The sequence below is a fragment of the Halomarina pelagica genome (genome assembly GCF_024228315.1).
GTDB lineage: Archaea > Halobacteriota > Halobacteria > Halobacteriales > Haloarculaceae > Halomarina > Halomarina pelagica.
In genome coordinates this window covers 177,933-198,444 of the sequence record NZ_CP100455.1, presented here as the reverse complement: position 1 = coordinate 198,444, position 20,512 = coordinate 177,933, and the positions used below count along the sequence as shown (strand labels likewise).

Genomic DNA, 20,512 nt, shown 5'->3' with positions numbered 1-20,512 from the left:
CGTCCCACTTCCGGAGTTTTCGACCTGCTGATGCCTCTCCGGGTGCCGCGTGGTGAGTGGTGAGCGCTGTCGCCGTCAGCCAGCGTGCGGGAGCCAATCGGTTACGACGGCCCATAGCACGACGAGATCGAGGGCCATCGGCAGCACCTTCGTGGCCCCGAAGAATCCCGCCATCAGCACGAGCGACAGGATGGCCCCTCCCCCAGCCAGCACCCGCCACCATCCGAACGGAACCCGGATTCCCACTACCGCCAGGGCCGCGAGGAAAAAGAGCACCGCCGCGAGTATGGCGAGGAAGATACCGGCGAGCGGGGAACCGGAAGCCACCGTGACCTGGCCCAGTAGCCCGCTGTCGCCGCCGCTCCAGGGCCAGACCCACCGCAACAGGCCCCCGAACTCTCGTTGGGCCTCCCTGTCCAGGGGCACGAGGTACGACGCCGCGAAGTGGGCCTGTAACACCAGAAGTCCCGCGAAGAGCCATCTACTCAGCGTCACACTCCCTATCTATCGTCACAGCCGTATAACACTTACCGGCGCGGGCGCAGCGCCGAGGCGCTCGGGCTACTCGCACGCGAGCGCCCGGACGCGATAACCGGATCGAACAAGGCCTCTCAGGTCGTATCACCGTCCGTGGTAGTTTCGACGAGGCTGTCTTTGAACGAGCGTTCCTACGCCCATCCGTGTGCGAACCCCAGGACCACCATCGACGATCCGACGACGAAGTAGACGGCTTCTGTCCACGTCCACGACGGCTGGTTGAGAAGCAGGACCTCGACGACGATCCAGCCCATCAGGAGCGCGCCGGCCACGACCGAGACCATCGCGCCGGCGTCCGTACTGCGCAGCACGCCGAACGCGGCGACGGCCGCACTCCCGCCGACCACCGCCGCCAGGAGCGCGCCGGGGATCAGGAAGCTCTGGAACGGCGTTCCGATCAGCCAGTCGTCCGGGAGGGGATCGAGTCCGGTCGCCATGGCGATTCCGCCGCCGATCGCCGTCACTGCGACGAACGTATCGAGGACGAACAACGCGATTCGGACACCAGTCCACCTCATCACGACTCTCCCATCCTTTTCCTCCTCTTGTGATGTAACGTTTATCGCTCAAGACGTGAGCGGATCCGCGGACGCGGTTTTATGTAGATTGAAATACAAGTACTGGCTATGGCGCTCTACGCGCTCGAGGATCTCGACGACGCATTCGACGCGACGAGAGCGTTCCTCTGGCCGATCGACCGCTCGCGCTGGATCAGGCTCGCGCTCGTCGTGTTCTTCGTCGGTGGACCGATAGGGAACCTGAACCTCTTCCAGTACAACGTACCGGCCGATCGGGGTCCGTCGCCGGGCGGGCTCCCGACGCCACCGGAGATCGGTCCCCGCCTCTGGCTCGTCCTCGGGACGATCGTCGCGGCCGCGCTCGTCCTCGGCCTCCTGTTTCTCCTCGTGGGCTCGATCATGGAGTTCGTCCTCGTCGAATCGCTCCGTCGCGAAGAGGTCGCGGTCCGCCGGTACTGGGGTCGACGCTGGCGTCAGGGCGTTCGGCTGTTCGGGTTTCGGCTCGTCATCGGGCTCCTCGTCTTCGGCGGCGTCGCGGTTCTCGCCGCGCTCTTTCTCCTCCCGGCCGTCGTCGAGGTCGGTCCCGGGACGGGCGCACCCGGAGACGTTCCGGTGATCGCCTTCCTCCTGCTCCTCCCCGTCGTCGCCGTCCTCGCGATCGTGATCGGTCTGATCGACGGGTTTACCACGATGTTCGTCGTTCCGATCATGATCCTCGAAGGCCGCGGCGTGCTCGACGGCTGGCGACGGCTCTGGCCGACGATCACCGCCCGTCCGTGGCAGTATCTCGCGTACGCCGTCGCCGGCTTCGTCCTCACGATCGTGGGCGGGCTCCTCGTCGCGATCGCGGTCGGCGTCGCCGCGCTCGTCCTCCTGATCCCGTTCGGGCTCCTCGGGGCGATCGGCTTCTTCCTGTCGACGGCGGTCCCACCGGTCGGTCTCGGCGTCCTCGCCGTCGTCGCACTGTCGTTCGGTCTCTCAGTGCTCGCCATCACCGCACTCGTTCAGGTGCCCGTGGTGACGTACCTCCGCTACTACGCGCTGCTCGTACTCGGCGACGTCGACGACGACCTCGATCTGATCTCCGATCGCCGCGCCGCGGTGCGCGCCGACGAGGTCTAGGTGATACCTCAGTGTTACGTTTGCCGGGAACTCGACGAACTGGAGTCGCACTCCCGCTCGCACTGCGGTCTCCCCGTGGGCCGAAGCCGTCTTCGATCCCCGAGTCGGCGATACCGAGGCCGTGAGCCATCCGAATCCGCGTAAACGGGAAACCGAGTCTGGAACTGGCCGTGTATCGACGATCGTCCCCGCGTCCGTATCAGTCCCACGCCTCGATCCTCCGACGTTCGCGACACCCCACGCTGACCGGCTATCTCGTCGCGGTGCAGCGGGCGCGTTTTCATCGCTAATCGGTACATCTTCACAGTAGCGGTATAACTACTTACTCGCTTAACGTGGCCAAACAGACGCGGTATCTCGCGACGTCTCCATCGACGGCGGGACGTTCAGGGTCTCCGACGTCGTACCGCTCACGGCCCCTCGAATTCGGGTGTCGGTGTACGCGACGTGGTACGGTCCCTCCCCCAGCGAACGCCGGAGGCGCGAAGCGGGGTGATCTCCCGGCCCGCGGTTCGCTCGTACGTTCCTCGAGAGGCGTGCGATCCCGACGGTCGGACCGGGTAGTACGACGCTCCGCCACCGCGTCCGGCGGTAGAACGCGACGACAGGCGTGCGTCTGGTTTGCGAACCGGGTGTCGAGTCGGTAGAGTAGAACACCCTAGACCCAACGCCCGCGGAGGCCGGACCGCTGCGCCCGTCCGTGCGGCGGGTGCGCGTCCTGTCGCGGACATCGGGCGGTCCGACGCGCTGGCCCGGGTCGATACGACCGGCGAACACGACCGCTCGCCGATGAGGACGGCCGACGGTACGCGCACAGTACTACAGCGAGGAGACGGCAGACTGGAGACGATCCGTCCGTCGCAGCGCCCTCACCGCGACCCACCCGGTCGACGCTATCCCCTCGACGTCGTCTCGCATCCGTTACCGCCCGTGTTCGCGGTTAGATCGGTGAGTGGTAATCCAAAAACGAGAAATCACTATTGATGATAGTTGTGGGTGCATTTCTCGATACTAACGCGATGACGATCTCCCCCCGTGAGACGTCACGGGGGCCTGCTCACTTTTGTACCCCCGAACGAACATCGAACGGATGACGTACGAAGACAGGATGACCGACGCGATCGAATCGACCGAGGACGAACTGATCGACCTCGTCACCAGGCTGGTCGAGGCGAGGACCGTCACCGGTTCCGAGAGATCCGGACAGGACGTCGTCGTCGACTACCTGGAGTCGATGGGGCTCGACCCCGACGTCTGGAAGCCGTCGCCGGAGGAGTTCTCGGACCACCCGGGATACTTCGAGACGTCCTCCTCCGAGCGACGAGGGTACGACGACCGCCCGAACGTGGTCGCTCGCGTCGCGGGCGGCGACGGTCGGACGCTCGCCATCGGCGGCCACATCGACGTGGTCGACGTCACCGAGAGCGAGTGGGAACGCGACCCGTGGACCGTCACCCGGGAGGGAGAGACGCTGTACGGCCGTGGCGTCGCCGACATGAAGGGCGGCCTCGCGGCCTGTCTCGTCGCGATGAGGGCGCTCGACGAAGCCGGTGTCGAACTCGGCGGCGACCTCGTCTTCCAGAGCGTCATCGAGGAGGAGGACGGCGGCGTCGGCGGGACGCTCTCGGTGCTCGAACGCGGCTACGTCCCCGACGCCGCGGTGATCGCGGAGCCGTTTCGCCTCCCCAACGTCGGCGTCGCGAGCGCCGGGGTCATGTACTTCCGCGTCCGGGTCCCCGGGAAGAGCGTCCACGCGGCCTGGGGACACCAGGGCGTCAACGCGATCGGAAACGCCGCGACGGTGTACGAGGCGCTCGAGGCGCTCGACGCCGAGCGAAAGGCCCGCATCGACTTCCCGCCGGCCTACCAGGGTGAGCCCGACCTCGAGGGGAACGTGACGAACATCAACGTCGGCACGATCGAAGCCGGCGACTGGCCGTCGACGCTCCCGAGCGAGGCGGTCATGCACGGACGCGTCGGCTGGCCGCCGGGCGAAACCCGGGCCGAAGTACGGGCACAGATCGAAGCGGCGGTCGCGGAGGCCGCGGCCGACGACGAGTGGATGCGCGATCACCCGCCGGAGGTCGAGTGGTTCGGCTGGGACGCCTCGCCCCACCAGATCTCTCCGGACGCGGAGATCGCGGCGCTCTCCGCTCGGGTCGCCGAGGAGGTGTGCGGTCGCCCCGGATCGTTCGTCGGTGGGAACGCCGCGCTCGACGAGCGTTTCTACGCGCTCTACTACGACGTCGACGCCGTCTCGGTCGGACCGAGGGGTGCGAACCTCCACGGCGCAGACGAACACACGACCGTGACGTCGCTCGTGGAGACCGCGACGACGATCGCGCGCATCGCCATCGAGTACTGCGGCGTCGACGACTAGCCGACGGCAGATCGCAGTCGACGGGCGTCGGTCCCACCGCCCGGTCGTACGCGACGCTCCCCGCCGCTCCGTCGCGGTCATCGGGCATCGGTGGCCGAGCGGGAGTACCGCCGGATTCGGGAGGGGGTTCGACACGGTGTGTCCAGTGCGCTCGAAGCGTCGCCGTGATGGACGAGACGTACGGCCGCGACGTCGCGGCGACCGAGGGAATCACGACTCGGGGAACGGCCTATCCCGTCCTGTCGATCGCCACGCGGGGGCGGTCAGCGCCGCCGACGCGCGCGGCGCTCGACGCGATGGTCGAGGCGGACTGGTACTGCGCACTCGACGTCTACGCGAGGGTCGTGAGGAAACTCGACTCGATCGCGGACTGACGCACGCCGCGAGCGAAACCGGCGCTGTCGGTCGTCTCCACGTCGATCGGCGATCTGACGTCTCGCTCGTGGACGAGAACGCGCTCCGCCGGACGCCCCCGAACGTCCGGAGCGCTGCGTCAGGGACGCGCCGAGCGAGGCACCGTACGTGAGCGTACCCGACTCGACTCGTCTCTCATCGAACCGACTAGCCGCGCTCGGGCGGGACGTTCGACCGCCGTTTTAATAACTGACAGGTTCATCCCGAGAAACGCCCGCAGCGGTGTACACGCTGTCGGTATCGAGGGTGTCGAGTCACTCGACGGGCGACTCACCGTTCGAGCGCCCGGGGGAGTCCGTCGGTACAGTCGACGAGGTCGTCTTCGGTCACCCACTTGCAGAGGCGCCCAGCGTTCGCGAGCATATCGAAAATCGACGTCTGCATGCCGCTGTACGGGTGCTCGGGATCGACATCCGTATCGAGATCGTCCGGAGCGAGCGCGTCGTAGTCGCGCTCGAAGACGTACGTCTTCGTGAAGTACTCCTCGAGAGCGGTGAAGTAGCCCTGTTCGACGAGGAATCCGCCGCGAGCGTGCTCGGCGACGCCCACGATGAGGTCCGTGTAATCCGCCAGTACGCGGAACTTGACGTAGGTGTTCGTCCACTCGCTCCGTACGTCGACCATCAGAAACGCGTACGTGTTCGCCCGGCGGTTGAGGCGATCTTTCACGAGTTGGAGGCGTCGAATCTCGGATTTTCCGTAACTCCCAAGGACGAAACAGGCGCGCTCAGTCGTGAAGATCGGAGCGAGTTCGGCGACACTGCGTTTGAGTGCCTCGTATTCCTCCGGCGTGAGCGATTGATCGTGGAGGTACTCGTCGGCCCTCTCGGCGAGTTCCTCTACGGTGACTGCGGGCTCTTCGTCCATCGCCCGAGCCGACTCCGCAACGAACCGTCAAGGTTACGGACCGCATCGGAAAGCGTTTCGCTTTCTAATGATTCGCCCATGAGCAAAACGCTTTTGAACGAAGTAGTCGTATCAGTGCGTAATGAGCGCCTCCGACCACTCCCCGGCCGACCTCGCCCGTGAGCGCGAACGCCTGCACCTCGTCACTCAGGAGACGCGATTCTCGTTGATACAGGACATCCTGGGTCATCCCGCGCAGTTACCGACGCTGAAGGAACTCGACTACGTGAATCCGAGCAAGAGTCGGACGACGATCCGTCAGCACCTCCAGCGCCTCGTCGACGCGGGCATCGTCGAGGAAGCCGTGCTTCCACGCGACCGGCGACGCAACGACCTCCCGTACACGTTCTACGGGCTGAGCGAGGAGGGACGCCGGTTCCTCGAGGCCCACAAGCTGCTGCGCGCGGAGGAGACCCTGCGCGCTATTTATGCGAAGGTGGAGAAGACGGACGCCGTTCGACGGTACGAGGACGCCCCGCGGCCCGATCGCTGACTCGTCGGGGTGCCTCGACACCTCGCGATCGTGAACGACGCGACGCGTCTCGCGACGACCGTCGGCCGGTTCCTCGAAACGTCTCGGCGTCCGCAGAGCGTCGAGTGAGTGGCTTTTTGCCGTCGGCGTCCGTCTTCCCGTCGTGGTATCGAAGCGCACGCTGGCGTTCGCGAGTTCCCTCTGTCTGCTCCTCGGCGCGCTGCTGGTCGGCGACGCGCTCCACGGGGCGGTCGTCACGGCCGAGTACGCGATCACGTCCCCCGCCGCGGTGTTCCGGTTGCTCTTCGGCGTCGCCGGCATCGCGCTCGGCCGTCGATGGCGCGTCTCTCCCGAGGACAGGCTGGGCGGTTCTCGGAACACCGATCGCACCGAAGCGGAGACGGGAGAGCGGGAGGCGACCGGGACGTTCGACCCGGAGCGCTCCCCGCTCGACGAGGCGAGCGTGCGGCGGCTGGCCGAGCGGGAGCGGGATCGTGGGGACGGCGGGTGATCCTCAGGTTTTACAACAGTACGGTTCGACGATGATATATGGCAACACGACAGCGGATCCCGGCCGAGACGAGGGGGGCCCTCGGCTTCGCGTCGCTCGCGCTCGGCGTCCTCGGCGTCGTCGTCGGGTACATCTTCACGATGCTGGGGGTCACCCTGTACTTCGATCTGAACCCGACGGTGTCGCTCACCGACGCGGGGTCGCTCGTGGTCGTCGCCGCGGGTCTCGGCGCGCTGGTGGTGGGGTATCTCGGCTGGCGGGGGTTCATGCGGTTCGCGTACTGACCGCGGAGCGGCGGAGCGAGGGCGGCGACCGCTGCCCCGGCCAGTACCGTCCCGCGAGGGGACGGCGCGTTCGCACGACCCGGCGCGCCGTCGGACCGGACCGGCGCTCGCGCCACCGCGGACGTTTAACCGCACGACGCCCGTACACCCCTCATGGGTGACCTCCGCGACCGGACGTATCGCGTTCTCCGTGACCGGACCAATCGACTCCTGCTCTCGGTCGCGACGGCGTACGCGCTCTTCGCGTACAGCATCGTGAGTTTCTCGCTCGCGCCGGGAGACGACGTCACCCGTCTCCAGTTCGCGCTGCTCGCCGGCGCAGGCGGGCTGTTATTCTACTCACTCGTTCGAGCCGAGACGGTCCGGTAGTTCCCGACCGGGCGGTCGAGGAGGGTCACGCCCGCCTGCGGACGGCCATCGCCGCGAACGCGACGACGATCACGCCCGCGAGGACGAGGCCGAACGCGGGGACGACGCCGGCGTAGGGGTAGAGCCCCGCCCAGTGCCCGCCGTACGCGAGCGCGATGGCCCCCGGCACCGAGAGGAGAAACAGCAGCGACGAGAGGTAACTCGCGAGCGTCGGGTCGTCGCCGTGGCGGGCGTACGTACCGCGCTCGCGAGCCGATCGCTCCGGCCGGGGGGTATCTCTCGACACGACTCGTCCTCGCCCGGTATCGATAAAAAACCGACGGCGGTGGATCAGTCGACTGACCCGGCGGCGCTCCCCGACGGGTCGGCGTCGGTTTCGTCGGTTTCGTCGGTTTCGTAGCGGTGGCAGGCGGCGATCTGGCCGTCGGCCGACCGGAGTTCGGGGTGCCTCCGCTCGCACACCGACGTGACGTGTCCGTCGAGGGCCGCCTCTGCTCGCCGGTACTCGCCCGCGAGGACCGCCTCGGCGGCGTCCTCGAGCGCCGACCGCACCGACGGGGGCAGATCGAGCGCCGCGGGATCGACCCGCCCGTCGCCGCCCCGCTCGCCGGCGATGGCGTGTTCCTCGGGGAGGTCGAGCGCGAGTTCGCGGGCGAGCAGCGCCCCGACCGGATCGCGATCGGTCGTCCCGCCGCCCTCGTTGAGTTCCGCGTCCACGTCGCGCGCGGTCACGCGGAGCTTGAACTGGAACGCCCGCCGGAAGGCGTCCTGACTGCCCGTCCAGTCGTCGGGGGGGATCACGTGCGCGCACCGGGGGTGGAAGCGACACCCGACCGGCGGATCGCGCGGGCTCGGCACCTCGCCGGTGACGTTCGCGCGGGTGCGCTCCGCGTCCGGCGTCGCCTCCGGGACCGCGTCGAACAGCGCCTGGGTGTAGGGATGTTTCGGGTCCTCCACCACCGACTCGGTCGGGCCCTGCTCTACGATCTCGCCGAGGTACATGATCGCGGTCCGATCGCACATGTACCGAATGAGCGAGAGGTCGTGGCTGACGAAGACGTAGGTGAGGCCGTACTCGTCCTGGAGGCGCTTCATCAGGTTCAACACGCCGGCCCGGATCGACACGTCGAGCATCGAGACGGGTTCGTCGCAGACGACGAAGTCCGGATCCACGACGAGCGCGCGGGCGATGGCGACGCGCTGGCGTTCGCCGCCGGAGAGGTTGCGCGGGAAGGAGTCGAGGTAGGCCTCGGCCGGCGCGAGCCCGACGTCGTTCAGGACCTCCTCGACGCGCTCCCGCCGCTCCCGATGCGAGTCGCCCACGTCGTTGATCCGGAGCGGTTCCAGGACCGCGTCGAGCACCGTCATCCGCGGGTTGAGGCTCTCGAAGGGGTCCTGGAAGATCATCTGGACGCGCCGTCTGAACGAGCGCTCGTCCTCCCCCGAGAGGGTCGCGAGGTCCCGACCGTCGAAGGTGATCGTCCCGTCGGTCGGGGCGTGCAGGCGGACGAGCAGCTTCACGAGCGTCGTCTTCCCGCACCCCGACTCGCCGGCGATCCCCAGGACGTCGCCCCGCTCGATGGTGAAGCTCACGTCGTCGACCGCCCGGACGGGTTCCGGCTCGCGTCCGAGGAGCCGATCCACGACGCCGCGGCTCGTCCCGAAGTGCTTCGTCAACCCGTCGACCTCGACCAGCGGCCGCTCGTCGCGGCTCCGGCCGCGATCCGCGCGGTCGGGGTCGTCCGCGCGGTCGGACGGTGGCGTTCGGTTCGACTCTCGGTCCGTCAGCGGCTCTCGTCGGTTAGTGCTCGCCATGTCTCCTCGTCGCTCGCTCGCGCTCGAATCGCGTCGAGTTCGTTCACGCGGTAACACGCGGTGCGATGCGTCCGATCGTCCGCCGTCCCGTCGGGGCGGCCGCCCCCGGTCCCGGCCCCGCCCCCGGCCTCCTCCACGTCGTACGACGGCGGGTGTGCCGTCTCGCACTCCTCGACCGCGAACGGACACCGGTCGATAAATTGACACTGTTGGGGCGGTTCGCGGAGCGTCGGCGGGGTGCCCGGGATCGAGACGAGGCGTTTCTGGCGGCCCGAGACGGTCGGGAACGCGTTCTTCAGCCCGAGCGTGTAGGGGTTCGCCGGTTCGGCGATGACCTCGCGCGTCGTCCCGCTCTCCATGATCTTCCCGCCGTACATCACCGCCAGCCGGTCACAGACGTCGGACATGACGCTGATGTCGTGGCTCACGACGAGGATCGAGAGGTCGAACTCCGCCTGGAGCGCGTCGAGTTCGTCGAGCAGGCGGTCCTGGACGATCACGTCGAGCCCCGTCGTCGGCTCGTCGGCGATGAGCAGGTCGGGGTCGCACGCGATCGCCATCGCGATCACCGCGCGCTGTTTCATCCCGCCGGAGTACTGGTGGGCGTAGTCGTCGGCGCGGTCGGGGTCGATGCCGACGCGTTCGAGCAGGTCGCGCGCGCGCTCGTCGGCCGCCGACTGGCTCGTCCCCGGCTCGTGGCGGTGGATCGCCTCGGTGATCTGGTCGCCGACCCGGTAGACGGGGTTGAGCGCGTTCATCGCGCTCTGGGGGACGAGCGCGACGTTGCGCCAGCGGAGGTCGCGCATCAGTTCGTCCGACAGCGCCGCGAGGTTCACCATCCCGTCCTCGCGGACCGGGTACCGGTCGTCCTCGACGACCTCCGGCCGCGGCGAGCCGTCCGGGCCCTCCCACGCCGGCGGGACGGCGTCGAACCAGACCTCGCCGCTCGCGATCCGCCCGTTGCGGTCGAGCAACTGGAGGATCGCCATGCCCAGGGTCGTCTTCCCGCTCCCGGACTCCCCGACGAGGCCGAACGTCTCGCCGTGATCGACGCTGAAGCTCACGCCGTCGACCGCGTGGACCGTTCCCTCGCCCGTGTCGTACCGGACGTCGAGGTCGTGTACGTCGAGCAGCGTCATGGTTCTCGTTGCGGATTGGTCACGTCTTCCATGGAGAAGCCGATGAAGTAGAACGCCGCCGCGACGAAGGCGATCGCGAGCCCCGGCGGGATGAGCCACCACCACGCCGAGAAGATCTGACCGGCCTTTCTGACGTTCAGGAGCATGATGCCCCAGGAGTTGCTGGTGAAGTCCGCCAACCCGAGGTACGCGAGGGCCGCCTGCGTGAGGATCGCGTAGGCGGCGTCCTGCGCGAGGAAGACGAACGCGAGCGGCCACACGTTCGGCAGGATGTGTCGGAACACCACCCGGAGGTCGCTCGCGCCCGAGACGACGGCCGATTCGACGTAGGCGCGCTCCTTGAGCGAGAGGGTCTCCCCCCGGATCACGATGCAGTTGTTGAGCCAGGACGTGATGGCGATCCCGAGGATGATGTTCGTCGTCGTGATCCCGCGGAGCGCCACGAGGACGATCAGAAACGGCAGGAACGGCAGGCCGTACATCACGTCGACGACCCGCTGGATCGCCTCGTCGATCCAGGTGTCGCCGTAGTACCCGCTGATCAACCCCAGCGGGACGCCCACCAGACTCGACAGGATGCCCGCGGCGAACCCGATGTAGAGGGCGTTTCGCGCCGAGTAGACGAGGAGCGTGAGGATGCCCTGGCCGGTCGAGTTCGTCCCGAGCGGCGCGAAGAACGGATCGCCGAACGCCGGCGGGTGCGGCAACGTCGCGATCTGTTCCGGCGTCATCCGGCCGCTCGTCCCGACGTAGGCCGCCCAGTCGGGCGAGTGCGGCGCGAACACGCTCGGGAACAGCGCCCAGAGGCAGTAGACGGCGAGGATGAACAGCCCCGCGAGGCCCATCCAGTGTTCAGTGTAGCGATCCCAGCCGCGGCGGAACCGCTCGATGCGCGGCCGCCACCGACTCCGTACCGATTCGAACCGTGTCGTCTCGCGTTCAGTCGCCATTATCGTTTCTCCCCGAATTTGATCCGCGGATCGAGGTACGTGTACAGAATGTCGGTTATCAGCCGCGCGCCGACTACGAGTATCGCCAGCATGAAGAACGCCGCCTGGGTCACCGGGTAGTCGCGGGCGAGCACGGACTTGACGATGAGCTGACCCATCCCCGGCCACGAGAACACGTTCTCGATGATCACCGCGCCGTCGATCAGGAACGCGAGCGCGATGACCGCGCCGGTCGTGACCGGGATGAGCGCGTTCCGGGCGGCGTGCTTTATCATGACGGTCCGCTCGCTCAGCCCCTTCGCGCGAGCGAGGAACACGTACTCCTCGTCGACGACGTTGTTCATCGACGGCCGCATGATGAGCATCGCGCCGACCCAGCCCACGACCGCGACGCTGAACAGCGGCAGGGCGATGTGTTTCAGCACGTCCGCCATGACCGTGACCGGCGTCCAGTCGAACGTCTGGAACTGCGTCACCATGTACGAACTCGGGAGCCATCCGAGTTCGTAGTTGAACAGCCAGATCAGCAACCACGCGATCCAGAACGACGGGATCGAGTAGACGAACAGGCTCGTACCGAAGACGGCCTTGTCCCGAGTGGTGCCGCGCCACCACCCGAGGTACATCCCGACCAGCGGCCCGACGGTGTAGGCGACGACGAACGCGGCACCGAAGAGGATCAGCGTCCGTGGCATCCGCCGGGCGATCAGGTTCCAGACCGGTTCGTTGAACGTCGTCGACCGGCCGAAGCTCCCGGTCTGGTAGTTGACCATGAACCGGACGTACTGCTGCCAGAGCGGGTCGTTGAGCCCCCACCGCTCCTTGAGGGCCATGATCTGTTCCGGCGTCGTCTGCGGCGAGACCATGCTCGAGACGAACGACCCCGGCATGCTCCGCACGAGGACGAACAGCAGCGTCATGATGACCAGGAGGGTCAGGTACGACACGACGAGTCGCTTCGCGAGGTAGCGGGCGCTGATCCGGCTCATGGTCGCATCGATCCTCGCACGCTCGTCGCCGACCGTCCCGGTCGGGGTCGATCGCTCGCTCCGTTCGCGTGTCTCGTCGTTCGTTCGTGCGGTTCGGCCTCCGGCGGTTCGGCCTCCGTTCGTGCGGTGACGTCGGCGGGCGGCGCGTGGTGTACGGACGCGTTCGTTCGTGCTTGTTCGGCGTACATTCGGCGTGTCGGTTGTCGGCGTTCGACCGTGTCGGCTCGTGCCAGCGATCGTTGCGGGGGTATCGCGACCCCTCGGTCCGCTATCCCTGCTTCCGGTACACCTGTTTCATCTCCTGGGCGAAGTTGTACGCTCCGGGGTCGGTGATGCCGGTGATGAACCCGCCGTACTTCTTCCCGTCGACCGGGAACAGGATGTTGTCGTAGTCGGTGACCATCGTGGGGAAGTCGAGGTAGAGCTTCTCGACGGCCTTCCTGACCAGCTCGTTCCGTTTCTCGTCGTCCATGGTCGTGCGGGCCTGCGAGATGAGGTCGTCGGCACCGGCGTTGTCGGGCAGTCCGTAGCCCATCGGGTTGTTGAGCAGCGTGCTCGTGTTCTTCTTCTTGCCGGTGTCCGTCTTCGAGTGGTCGTCGGCGTTGTCGCTGTGCATGAGGTTGTACAGCGAACTGACGCCGAGCGGCGAGAGGCTGTTCCATCCCATCGTGAAGATGTCGAAGTCCTCCTTTCCGTAGACCTTCGTCAGTTGGGTGTTGAACTCGAGCACCTGCGTCTGGACCGGGATGCCGATCCGCTTCAGCACGCGCACGTACCGCTTGAACATCTCCGCCTCCTGGGGCGACTCCTTCGGCGGGTCGATGTACATCTTCATCGGACGGCCCAGGTGCTGCGTGATCGTCTTGCCGTTGACCCGGAGTTCCTCGTCGGTGTCCGCGTTCTGGAGGACGCTCGACTCGACCGGCCCGAACGTGTAGTCGTGCTTTGCCTCCGTCTGGGACGCCTCGACGCCCGTGATGCTGCCGGGGTACTCGACGCCGGCGTAGGTGCCGGCGGTGCCGTCGATGACCTTTCCCTCCTTCAGGAACGTCCGCATCCCTTCGATGTCCGGCTCCGCGGACTGCTCCCCCTTCGAGCGGTAGCTGAACGCCTGCGTGGCGTCCGCCTTGAGGAGCGACGCGTCGCTCCCCGACTCCGGGCGTACCTTCGCGTAGCCCGGGGGCATGACGAAGTCGCCCTCGATGGCGTAGCCGCGCTGGAGGTTCGTTATCCAGTAGTAGTCGTCGAAGGCGAACCCGAGCACCTGTCGGAAGGTCGCGTCGTCGAGCGGCGTCCGTCGGAGGTTGTACGAGTGGTGGCTGTACCCCGAGTCGGGCCCCGTGACCATCGTGAGCCGCTCGTTCTTCTCGACCTTCTTCACGGTCGACTGCGTCTTCTTCTGCAACCCGAGGTACATGGCGTCGATCTCGCCCCGGAAGAACGCCTGCCGTCGGGCCGACTGGCTGCCGTACACCTTGAACCGGAGCGAGTCGAGGAACGGACCGCCCGCGATGAGGAAGTCGTTCTGCTCGATCCACGGGAGGCTACTGAGTTCGTAGTCGTCCCGGAACGTGATCTCGACCGCGGTGCTCGGGTTGTACGTCGTGACCTTCCCCGGGCCGAGCCCGATCGGTCCGCCGTGCTTGGTCGGGCTGTAGGTCTGGTAGTCCCCGACGTTGCTCCAGACGTGCTTCGGCAGGATCGGTAGCTGTAACTGGTTGATCTGGTAGGTCCCGATCGGGCGCTCGAGCTTCATGTGGACGTCCCACTCGCTCCCCGAGGCCTTCTCGACCGACTCGATCGGCCTGACGGTCGAGATGTACCGGCCGGGCTTCTGCTCCATCATGAAGTTGTACGTAAAGACGACGTCGTCGACGGTCAGTTTCTTCCCGTCGCTCCACGTCAACCCCTCTCGAACGTTGAAGAAGACGTCGGGCTTCGCGTTCTTCCCGGTGGTGTTCTTCGCCGTCCACTTCGTGTAGACGCTCGGCTTCACCTCGTAGGTCTCGGGGACGAGGGCCGTCCCGAACTCGTTGACGAAGTCGAGGATCGCGAACGAGTACGACGACGAGGTGGCGAGCGTGTTCAACCCCTTCGGCTGCGTGGTAAGGCCGACGGTGAACGTGCCGCCCTCGGGTATCGGGTCCGGGGGTTGTTCGAGCAGTTTCGCCTCGCTCGACATGAGCCCGCCGGCGCTCTGGAGGTCCTGGTCCGCGTCGTTCCCCCCGTCGTCGCTCTCGTTCCCGCCGCCGTCGCTGGAACAGCCGGCGAGACCCATTGCTACGGCGCTCGCACCACCTGCTTTTAAAAGAGATCTGCGCTTCATCAACCATTCAGAACGTTGGTTGTTCTTCATTGGTATGATAATGTATATCTATCATCGATACTTAAAACTGGGGTTTACGAACATGTCCGTTTCACCCACAGACGGGATGACCGACGGTACACCGACGCCTGGCGATGGCGCGTCAAGCCCGCCGGTACCGTCCGTCAGGCCGGCGGCTTCCGGCCGGCGGCGCGGTACCCGAAGTACACCGCGCCCGCCGCGGCCATCGCCGTCATCGACAGGTAGAGTTCCGGGGTCAACGCCCCCGTTCTGGTCTGCGTCCACGCGACGCTCAGCAGCGACCAGGCCGTCGCGGCCAGGAACCCGACGGCCAGCAGCCACGAACCGACGACGCCGCGCCCGAACCGCGGGGCGACGACGCCACAGGTGAGGCAGATCCCGGCGAACACGGCGAACACGGCGCGCGTCGAGAGCATTACCGCCTCCCCGGTGGCTATCGGAATAAACGGTGCCGTTTCGGTTCCGGGTGAGACGCCGTCGCACACCTCCGGTAACCCTTTCCGTCGGGGCCGAGGAGTACCGCCAACCACGGCCGATCGATGACCCGCTAACGCTCTTCCTCGACCGGTGTCCGCCCGCGCCGGTCGGTACGCCGCCGTCCGAACGACGACCACCCCGAGTCACCGCTACGCATGAGTCTACCGCCGCGAGACGAGATCGACCCGAAGCACCGATTCGACCTGACCCGCATCTTCGCGACGCCCGACGACTGGACGACCGCACGCGAAACCCTCGACGATCGACTCGACCGCCTGCGATCGCTGGCCGACGAACCGCCTACGCGACCGGACGAACTCCGCGCGCTGCTCGATCTGACCGAGGAGTGCTACCGGCGAAAGCAACGGCTCGGCCTGTACGCCAGGCTCGCCGCGAACGTAAACACGTCCTCGGCGGCGGCGGCGACCCGCGAACGCGACTTCCGCGAACTCGAGGCCGCGTTCGAACCGGTCGCCGCCGCGGTCCGCCGCCGACTCGGCGCGCTCGACGCCGCCGCGTTCGACGACCTGCTCGCGTCTCTCGACGGCGACCGCTACTACGCCCGGAACCTCCGCGCGCAGGCTGCCCGGACGCGCGAGCCGGCCGTCGAGGAGGCGATCGCGGCGCACGCGGAGGCCCGGAGCGCACCGACCCGCGTGCTACGGGCCGTCACGACGGAGGACGTCGACCCCCCGACCGTCGAGCGACCGGACGGCGAGCGGGTCGACGTCCGCGTCGGCGACTACGTGACGGAACTCTCCCACCCGGACCGCGGCTATCGACGGGCCGTCTACGAGGCGTACCACGGTGAGATGGAGCGATTCGAGGCGACGCTGACGCGGGCGGTGGCGGAGAAGCTCTCGGCCGCGGCCACCGAAGCCGATCTCCGCGGCTACGACTCGATCCGCGACCGCGACCTCCGGGGGGCGTATCCCGACGCCGGGCTGGAGCCGGCGGTCCCCGAGGCAGTCCACGACACGCTCGTCGACGGGGTTCGGGACGCTCTCGGTCCGTATCACCGGGCGCAGCGATCGCGCCGGGAGCGGCTGGGCCTCGACGCGCTCCGCCCGTGGGACCGCCGCGTCCCCACCGCCGACGCTCCCGCTCCGACCCTCGACTACGGGGACGCGACCGGCCTGATCCTCGAGTCGCTCGACCCGCTCGGCGAGGAGTACGTCGACCGCACACGCGAGTTCCTCGCCGAACGGCGGGTCGACGTCTTCCCGACGCGGGACAAGCGGACGGACATCCCGGCGTACTGTCCCTCCTCGGCGGCGGACGGCGCGTTCGTGCTCGCCAACTTCCGCGAGGACGTGCGGACGACCTTCTACGTCGCCCACGAACTCGGGCACGCGCTCGACGTCGCCTACCGTCGGGAGGGACCGACCCGGTACGCGACGGCCCCGACGGCGGTGTGCGAGGTCCCGTCGATCCTCCACGAACTCCTGCTCGCCGAGCGGTGTCTCGACGCGGGCGGCGCGCTCGCGTCGCACGCCCGTGACCGACTGGTCGAGTGTCTCGCCGGGAACCTCTACCGGAACGCGCGCAGCGCCGCGTTCAAGCACGCGCTCGCGACGACCGTCGAGGCGGGCGAGGAACTCTCCCCGACGGTCGCCCGGGAAGCGTACGCCGACCTCCTCGCGGAGTTCGACCCGATCGTCGAGTACGAGGACGGAGACCGCGGCGGACGCGAGTGGCTCGGCATGGGGATGCGTCTCCCCTACAGCAGCTACCAGTACGTCCTCGGTGCGACCGGCGCGCTCGTCGTCCGCGATCGACTTCGCGAGGGAAGCCTCTCCCCCGCCGACTATCGTCGGTTCCTCCGCACCGCGGGGCGAACGCCACCGGTGGCGTCGTTCGAGTCGCTCGGGATCGACGTGCGGTCGGCCACCCCGTACGAGCGCGCGGCCGCCGCGTTCGACGGCTATCTCGATCGAGCAGGCCGCGTACGCGAGTAACCCACGTGACGGTCGAGAACCGCCGACCGGGCGTCAGCGGCGTGCCAGCTAGTGACGCGGCACCGGCAGGTTCATTCCGACGATCACGAACCCCAGTAATACGGTGATACGTCGATGACGATCGAATTGGCTGGCGCGTACACGAACGCCCGTGTCCTGGTAGACGACGAGTCGCTCGTCGAGGAGAACTGTCTCGCGCAGATTCAGGAACTCATCGACCACCCGGCGTTCACCGAGCCCGTTCGGGTGATGCCGGACACGCACTGGGGGGCGGGCGCACCGATCGGTTTCACGATGCCGCTCCCCGATCGCGTCGTTCCGAACGTCGTCGGCGTGGACGTCGGGTGTGGCATGGCCGCGGCGAACCTCGGGGACGAACTCCCGCTCTCCGACGGCGACCGCGAACGCCGGGTCCGGGAGGCGGTCCCGATGGGGCGTTCGGTCCACGACTACGACAGTGCGGTCCACCTCGTCGACGAATTCCCGTTCGAGCGCGCGAACGAGACGTTCGAACGGTTCGACGACGCGTTCGAATCTCGGCACGGTGAGCCGATCGACCCCGTCGAGTTCGAGTTCGACGGGTACGACGGTGCGTACTTCACGCGACTCTGCCGGCGCGTCCTCGCGGGCCAGCGTCAGGGTATCGGTCACGTCATCGCGAGCGCCGGGACGCTGGGAGGCGGGAACCACTTCGTCGAGTTCGCGAGGGCTCGAGCGTCGGGCGAGTACTGGCTCGTCGTCCACAGCGGGTCGCGCTACCTCGGGAAGGCCGTCGCGGAGCACTGGCAATCGAGGGCGACCGACTACCGAAGCGCCGATCGGATTCGAGACGCCATTCCCCCGGCGTTGGATCGGTACGTCAAGTTCGACCTCGAGACCGTGAGCGACGTCGATCTCTTCCAGTGGGTCACCGGCGGCAAGGGTGAATCCCACGTCCGGAAGGAACGTGTCCGCGAGGAGTTCGACGGCGACGAGATCGAGAGCGTGTTCCGGCGGCTCTCGAATCTCGAACCGGATCGCGGGACTCGGAATACCGACCTCGACTGGCTCGAGGGGCGCGAGGCCCACGGCTACTACGTCGACATGCTGTTCGCCCAGCAGTACGCCCGGTGGAACCGGACGCTGATGATCGACGCGATCTGCGACGCGCTCGACGTCACGCCCGTCGAACGGTTCCAGTCGATCCACAACTACATCGACTTCCGCGACCTCACCGTCCGGAAGGGCGCGACGCCGGCGCGCGAGGGGCAACGGCTCGTCGTGCCGTTCAACATGGCCGACGGGTCGGTACTCGCCACCGGGAAGGGCAACGACGACTATCACCGGACCGCGCCGCACGGTGCGGGTCGCGCCATGGGTCGGCGAGACGCGCACGAGAACCTCTCGCTCGACGCGTTCGAGGCGTCGATGGAGGGAGTGTACTCGGAGTCGGTCGTTGAGGAGGTGCTCGACGAGGCTCCGATGGCGTACAAACCCGCCGACCGGATCGCCGCCGCGCTCGAACCGACGGCCGAGGTCGACGATCGCCTGGACGCCGTTCACAACCTGAAGGCGCTCGACTGACGGGACGGCACTCGACGGGCGCTCGCGACGCTTGCGACCGCCATCCGGTAGAGCAACCGCCACCGAATTCCCGGGGCCCGCGTCACGACATAATATGTGAGGATGTGTACCAAATACTTATATAAATAACGCTGGAATCAACGCGTCGGGTTCTACAAATGGCAATCGATACCGGGGAACGTCGGCTGGTTCGTCAACTCGGCTGGGTACACGGCGTCACGATCATGGCGGGCATGATGATCGGTGCCGGCATCTTCGTCGTCACCGGTACGGCGGCCGGCATCATGGGGCCTGCGGTGCCGCTCGGGTTCCTGGCCGTCGTCCCGCTGATCATCGCGACCGCGCTCATCTACTCGATCTACATGAGCGGACCGTTGGGCGAGCACGCGGGCGGCGCGTACGTCCACATCTCGCGGACGTGGAACTCCCTGTTCGCCGGCTACATCGTGATGTGGATGAAGTGGATCGCGTACGCCGGTTCCATCGCCGCCATCGGCCTCGACCTGGGTGCTGTCCTGCACTCGTTCGAGGTCCTCTCCGGTCTCTCGGCGCAGACGTGGACGCTCGCGGCGATCACCCTGCTCTTCGCGATCAACCTGCTCGGCGTCGACATCTACGGGAACGCACAGGCCCTGTTGACGATCCCTCTCGTCGGCATCCTCCTCCTCCTGGTCGTCCCCGGTCTGTTCGTCGTTGACGGCGGGAACTTCACCCCGCTGTTCCCGCAGGAACTCTACGGCGGCGGCTACGTCGATCCGGTGCTGGCCGGCGTCGCGGTGTTGCTGTTCTCGTACGTCGGGTTCGAGGCGCTGGCACAGGCCGGTGAAGAGATGAAAGCTCCCCAGCAAACGCTCCCGAAGTTGTTCGTGTACACCTCACTCGGCGTCGGGATCCTCTACATGCTCGTCACGTTCGTCGTGATCGGCGTCGTCGGCTGGCAGGCCGCGGCCTCCGCCGAAGCTCCGCTGACGGCGGCCGCCCGGGCGTACTTCCCGGCCGGCACGGCCACGATCGTCGCGTTCGCCAGCGTTCTGGCGTACGTGACGACGATGAACACGTGCTATCTCGTACCGAGCCGCCTGCTCTACGCCTTCGGGAAGGACAACGTCGTTCCGAGCACGCTCGCCCACGTCAACGACCGGTTCCGCACGCCGGACGTCTCGCTGCTCATCACTTACGTCGTCAGCGTCGTGTTCGTGCTGACGGCCACGTTCCAGTTCGCGATACTGATCACCCTGGCGTCGGTGACGCTCGTCTACCTCACCCACTCGCTCTCCGGGATGGTGCTGCCGTGGCTTCGCCCCGAACTGTACGAGCGGTCACAGTTCCGGCTGTCGCCGGTGGCGTGCGCCATCGTCGGCGGCGTGAGCGCCGTCACGATGGCCGTACTCGGGTGGCAAACGCTCTCGGTGAACGGGATCGCGCCGGCGGTCGGGATGGTCCTGCGTGGAAACGTCGTCGACGGTCTCACGTCGAATCCGGCGCTCATGCTCTTCGTGTGGGGTCTCGCTGGCGCGGCAATCTTCTTCGGTCACCGAGCGTACCTCCGCGCGACGGGTACCGAGATCGAAGACGAACGGTCCATGCGACGGCTCTACGACTCCGCTGAGTGACGAACGTCGGCGGCTCCGCCGCCGCACTCGACGGACGGACCGACCGACCGGTCGCCTGCTTCGCCGACGGGTCGGAGACGAGCGACCGCGCCGTCGCCCCCGTCGCTCGCGAACGGGGTAGCTATTAGTGCGCGGGACCGCAGTCGTC

At 67.3% G+C, this 20,512-nt stretch carries 21 protein-coding genes; 11 read left to right on the top strand and 10 right to left on the bottom strand.

The features are described 5' to 3' along the window. Positions 1–75: 75 nt before the first annotated feature. Together NKI68_RS19440 and NKI68_RS19435 are read right to left on the bottom strand one after the other, a co-directional pair. Entirely contained in the window at positions 76–495 is a 420-nt protein-coding gene (locus NKI68_RS19440; protein WP_254546958.1) for a hypothetical protein, read from the bottom strand. A gap of 173 nt (positions 496–668) precedes the next feature. Next, positions 669–1,055 (bottom strand): hypothetical protein, encoded by a 387-nt coding sequence (locus NKI68_RS19435; protein ID WP_254546957.1) that lies wholly within the window; start codon positions 1,053–1,055, stop codon positions 669–671. A gap of 108 nt (positions 1,056–1,163) precedes the next feature. Here NKI68_RS19435 and NKI68_RS19430 point away from each other — a divergent pair, with 108 nt between their 5' ends. The 3 genes from NKI68_RS19430 to NKI68_RS19420 all read left to right on the top strand — a co-directional run bounded on the left by NKI68_RS19430 (position 1,164) and on the right by NKI68_RS19420 (position 4,931). Then, positions 1,164–2,177 carry a DUF7544 domain-containing protein gene (locus NKI68_RS19430; protein WP_254546956.1) on the top strand — a complete coding sequence of 338 codons (1,014 nt, stop codon included), beginning with the start codon at positions 1,164–1,166 and terminating at the stop codon, positions 2,175–2,177. Positions 2,178–3,267: 1,090 nt separating this feature from the next. Continuing rightward, on the top strand, positions 3,268–4,557 hold the full coding sequence (locus NKI68_RS19425) for an ArgE/DapE family deacylase (protein WP_254546955.1): 1,290 nt from the start codon (positions 3,268–3,270) through the stop codon (positions 4,555–4,557). Positions 4,558–4,724: 167 nt separating this feature from the next. Beyond that, on the top strand, positions 4,725–4,931 hold the full coding sequence (locus tag NKI68_RS19420) for a PIN domain-containing protein (RefSeq protein ID WP_254546954.1): 207 nt from the start codon (positions 4,725–4,727) through the stop codon (positions 4,929–4,931). A gap of 310 nt (positions 4,932–5,241) precedes the next feature. Here the strand turns inward: NKI68_RS19420 and NKI68_RS19415 are convergent, their stop codons facing one another. Further along, positions 5,242–5,838, bottom strand: a complete 597-nt coding sequence (locus tag NKI68_RS19415) for a DUF8170 family protein (RefSeq protein ID WP_254546953.1) — start codon at positions 5,836–5,838, stop codon at positions 5,242–5,244. A 121-nt stretch (positions 5,839–5,959) separates the two neighbouring features. Between NKI68_RS19415 and NKI68_RS19410 the strand changes: the two genes are divergently transcribed. The 4 genes from NKI68_RS19410 to NKI68_RS19395 all read left to right on the top strand — a co-directional run bounded on the left by NKI68_RS19410 (position 5,960) and on the right by NKI68_RS19395 (position 7,513). Next, positions 5,960–6,370 carry a helix-turn-helix domain-containing protein gene (locus NKI68_RS19410; protein WP_254546952.1) on the top strand — a complete coding sequence of 137 codons (411 nt, stop codon included), beginning with the start codon at positions 5,960–5,962 and terminating at the stop codon, positions 6,368–6,370. Positions 6,371–6,512: 142 nt separating this feature from the next. Continuing rightward, entirely contained in the window at positions 6,513–6,860 is a 348-nt protein-coding gene (locus NKI68_RS19405; protein WP_254546951.1) for a hypothetical protein, read from the top strand. 38 nt (positions 6,861–6,898) lie between these two features. Beyond that, positions 6,899–7,144 carry a hypothetical protein gene (locus NKI68_RS19400; RefSeq protein WP_254546950.1) on the top strand — a complete coding sequence of 82 codons (246 nt, stop codon included), beginning with the start codon at positions 6,899–6,901 and terminating at the stop codon, positions 7,142–7,144. Between the two features lie 153 nt (positions 7,145–7,297). Beyond that, complete coding sequence (locus NKI68_RS19395) at positions 7,298–7,513, top strand: hypothetical protein (RefSeq protein ID WP_254546949.1); 216 nt, start codon at positions 7,298–7,300, stop codon at positions 7,511–7,513. Between the two features lie 25 nt (positions 7,514–7,538). On the opposite strand, the gene NKI68_RS19390 is transcribed toward NKI68_RS19395, so the two are convergent. The 7 genes from NKI68_RS19390 to NKI68_RS19360 form a co-directional block, all read right to left on the bottom strand. Beyond that, positions 7,539–7,799 (bottom strand): hypothetical protein, encoded by a 261-nt coding sequence (locus tag NKI68_RS19390; RefSeq protein WP_254546948.1) that lies wholly within the window; start codon positions 7,797–7,799, stop codon positions 7,539–7,541. 44 nt (positions 7,800–7,843) lie between these two features. Then, positions 7,844–9,328, bottom strand: coding sequence for an ABC transporter ATP-binding protein (locus tag NKI68_RS19385; RefSeq protein ID WP_254546947.1), 1,485 nt, complete (start codon positions 9,326–9,328; stop codon positions 7,844–7,846). Next, positions 9,298–10,467: an ABC transporter ATP-binding protein gene (locus NKI68_RS19380; RefSeq protein ID WP_254546946.1), complete on the bottom strand. Its 1,170-nt coding sequence runs from the start codon at positions 10,465–10,467 to the stop codon at positions 9,298–9,300. Before NKI68_RS19380 ends, NKI68_RS19385 begins: the two co-directional genes overlap by 31 nt. After that, positions 10,464–11,417 carry an ABC transporter permease gene (locus tag NKI68_RS19375; RefSeq protein ID WP_254546945.1) on the bottom strand — a complete coding sequence of 318 codons (954 nt, stop codon included), beginning with the start codon at positions 11,415–11,417 and terminating at the stop codon, positions 10,464–10,466. The genes NKI68_RS19380 and NKI68_RS19375 overlap by 4 nt, the downstream gene beginning before the upstream one ends. Beyond that, the gene (locus tag NKI68_RS19370; protein WP_254546944.1) at positions 11,417–12,406 is read right to left on the bottom strand and encodes an ABC transporter permease; all 990 of its coding nucleotides are present in this window, start codon (positions 12,404–12,406) and stop codon (positions 11,417–11,419) included. The genes NKI68_RS19375 and NKI68_RS19370 overlap by 1 nt, the downstream gene beginning before the upstream one ends. A 268-nt stretch (positions 12,407–12,674) precedes the next feature. Then, positions 12,675–14,684 carry an ABC transporter substrate-binding protein gene (locus tag NKI68_RS19365; protein ID WP_254546943.1) on the bottom strand — a complete coding sequence of 670 codons (2,010 nt, stop codon included), beginning with the start codon at positions 14,682–14,684 and terminating at the stop codon, positions 12,675–12,677. 212 nt (positions 14,685–14,896) lie between these two features. After that, entirely contained in the window at positions 14,897–15,169 is a 273-nt protein-coding gene (locus NKI68_RS19360) for a hypothetical protein (protein ID WP_254546942.1), read from the bottom strand. A 216-nt stretch (positions 15,170–15,385) separates the two neighbouring features. Between NKI68_RS19360 and NKI68_RS19355 the strand changes: the two genes are divergently transcribed. From NKI68_RS19355 to NKI68_RS23640, 4 genes are all read left to right on the top strand, one after another. After that, positions 15,386–17,188 (top strand): M3 family oligoendopeptidase, encoded by a 1,803-nt coding sequence (locus NKI68_RS19355; RefSeq protein ID WP_254546941.1) that lies wholly within the window; start codon positions 15,386–15,388, stop codon positions 17,186–17,188. Between the two features lie 114 nt (positions 17,189–17,302). Next, complete coding sequence (locus NKI68_RS19350) at positions 17,303–18,751, top strand: RtcB family protein (protein ID WP_254546940.1); 1,449 nt, start codon at positions 17,303–17,305, stop codon at positions 18,749–18,751. Between the two features lie 158 nt (positions 18,752–18,909). Continuing rightward, a complete protein-coding gene (locus NKI68_RS19345; protein ID WP_254546939.1) occupies positions 18,910–20,364 on the top strand; it encodes an APC family permease in 1,455 nt (484 codons plus the stop codon). Beyond that, the gene (locus NKI68_RS23640; protein WP_256562709.1) at positions 20,361–20,492 is read left to right on the top strand and encodes a hypothetical protein; all 132 of its coding nucleotides are present in this window, start codon (positions 20,361–20,363) and stop codon (positions 20,490–20,492) included. The genes NKI68_RS19345 and NKI68_RS23640 overlap by 4 nt, the downstream gene beginning before the upstream one ends. Positions 20,493–20,512: the final 20 nt, after the last annotated feature.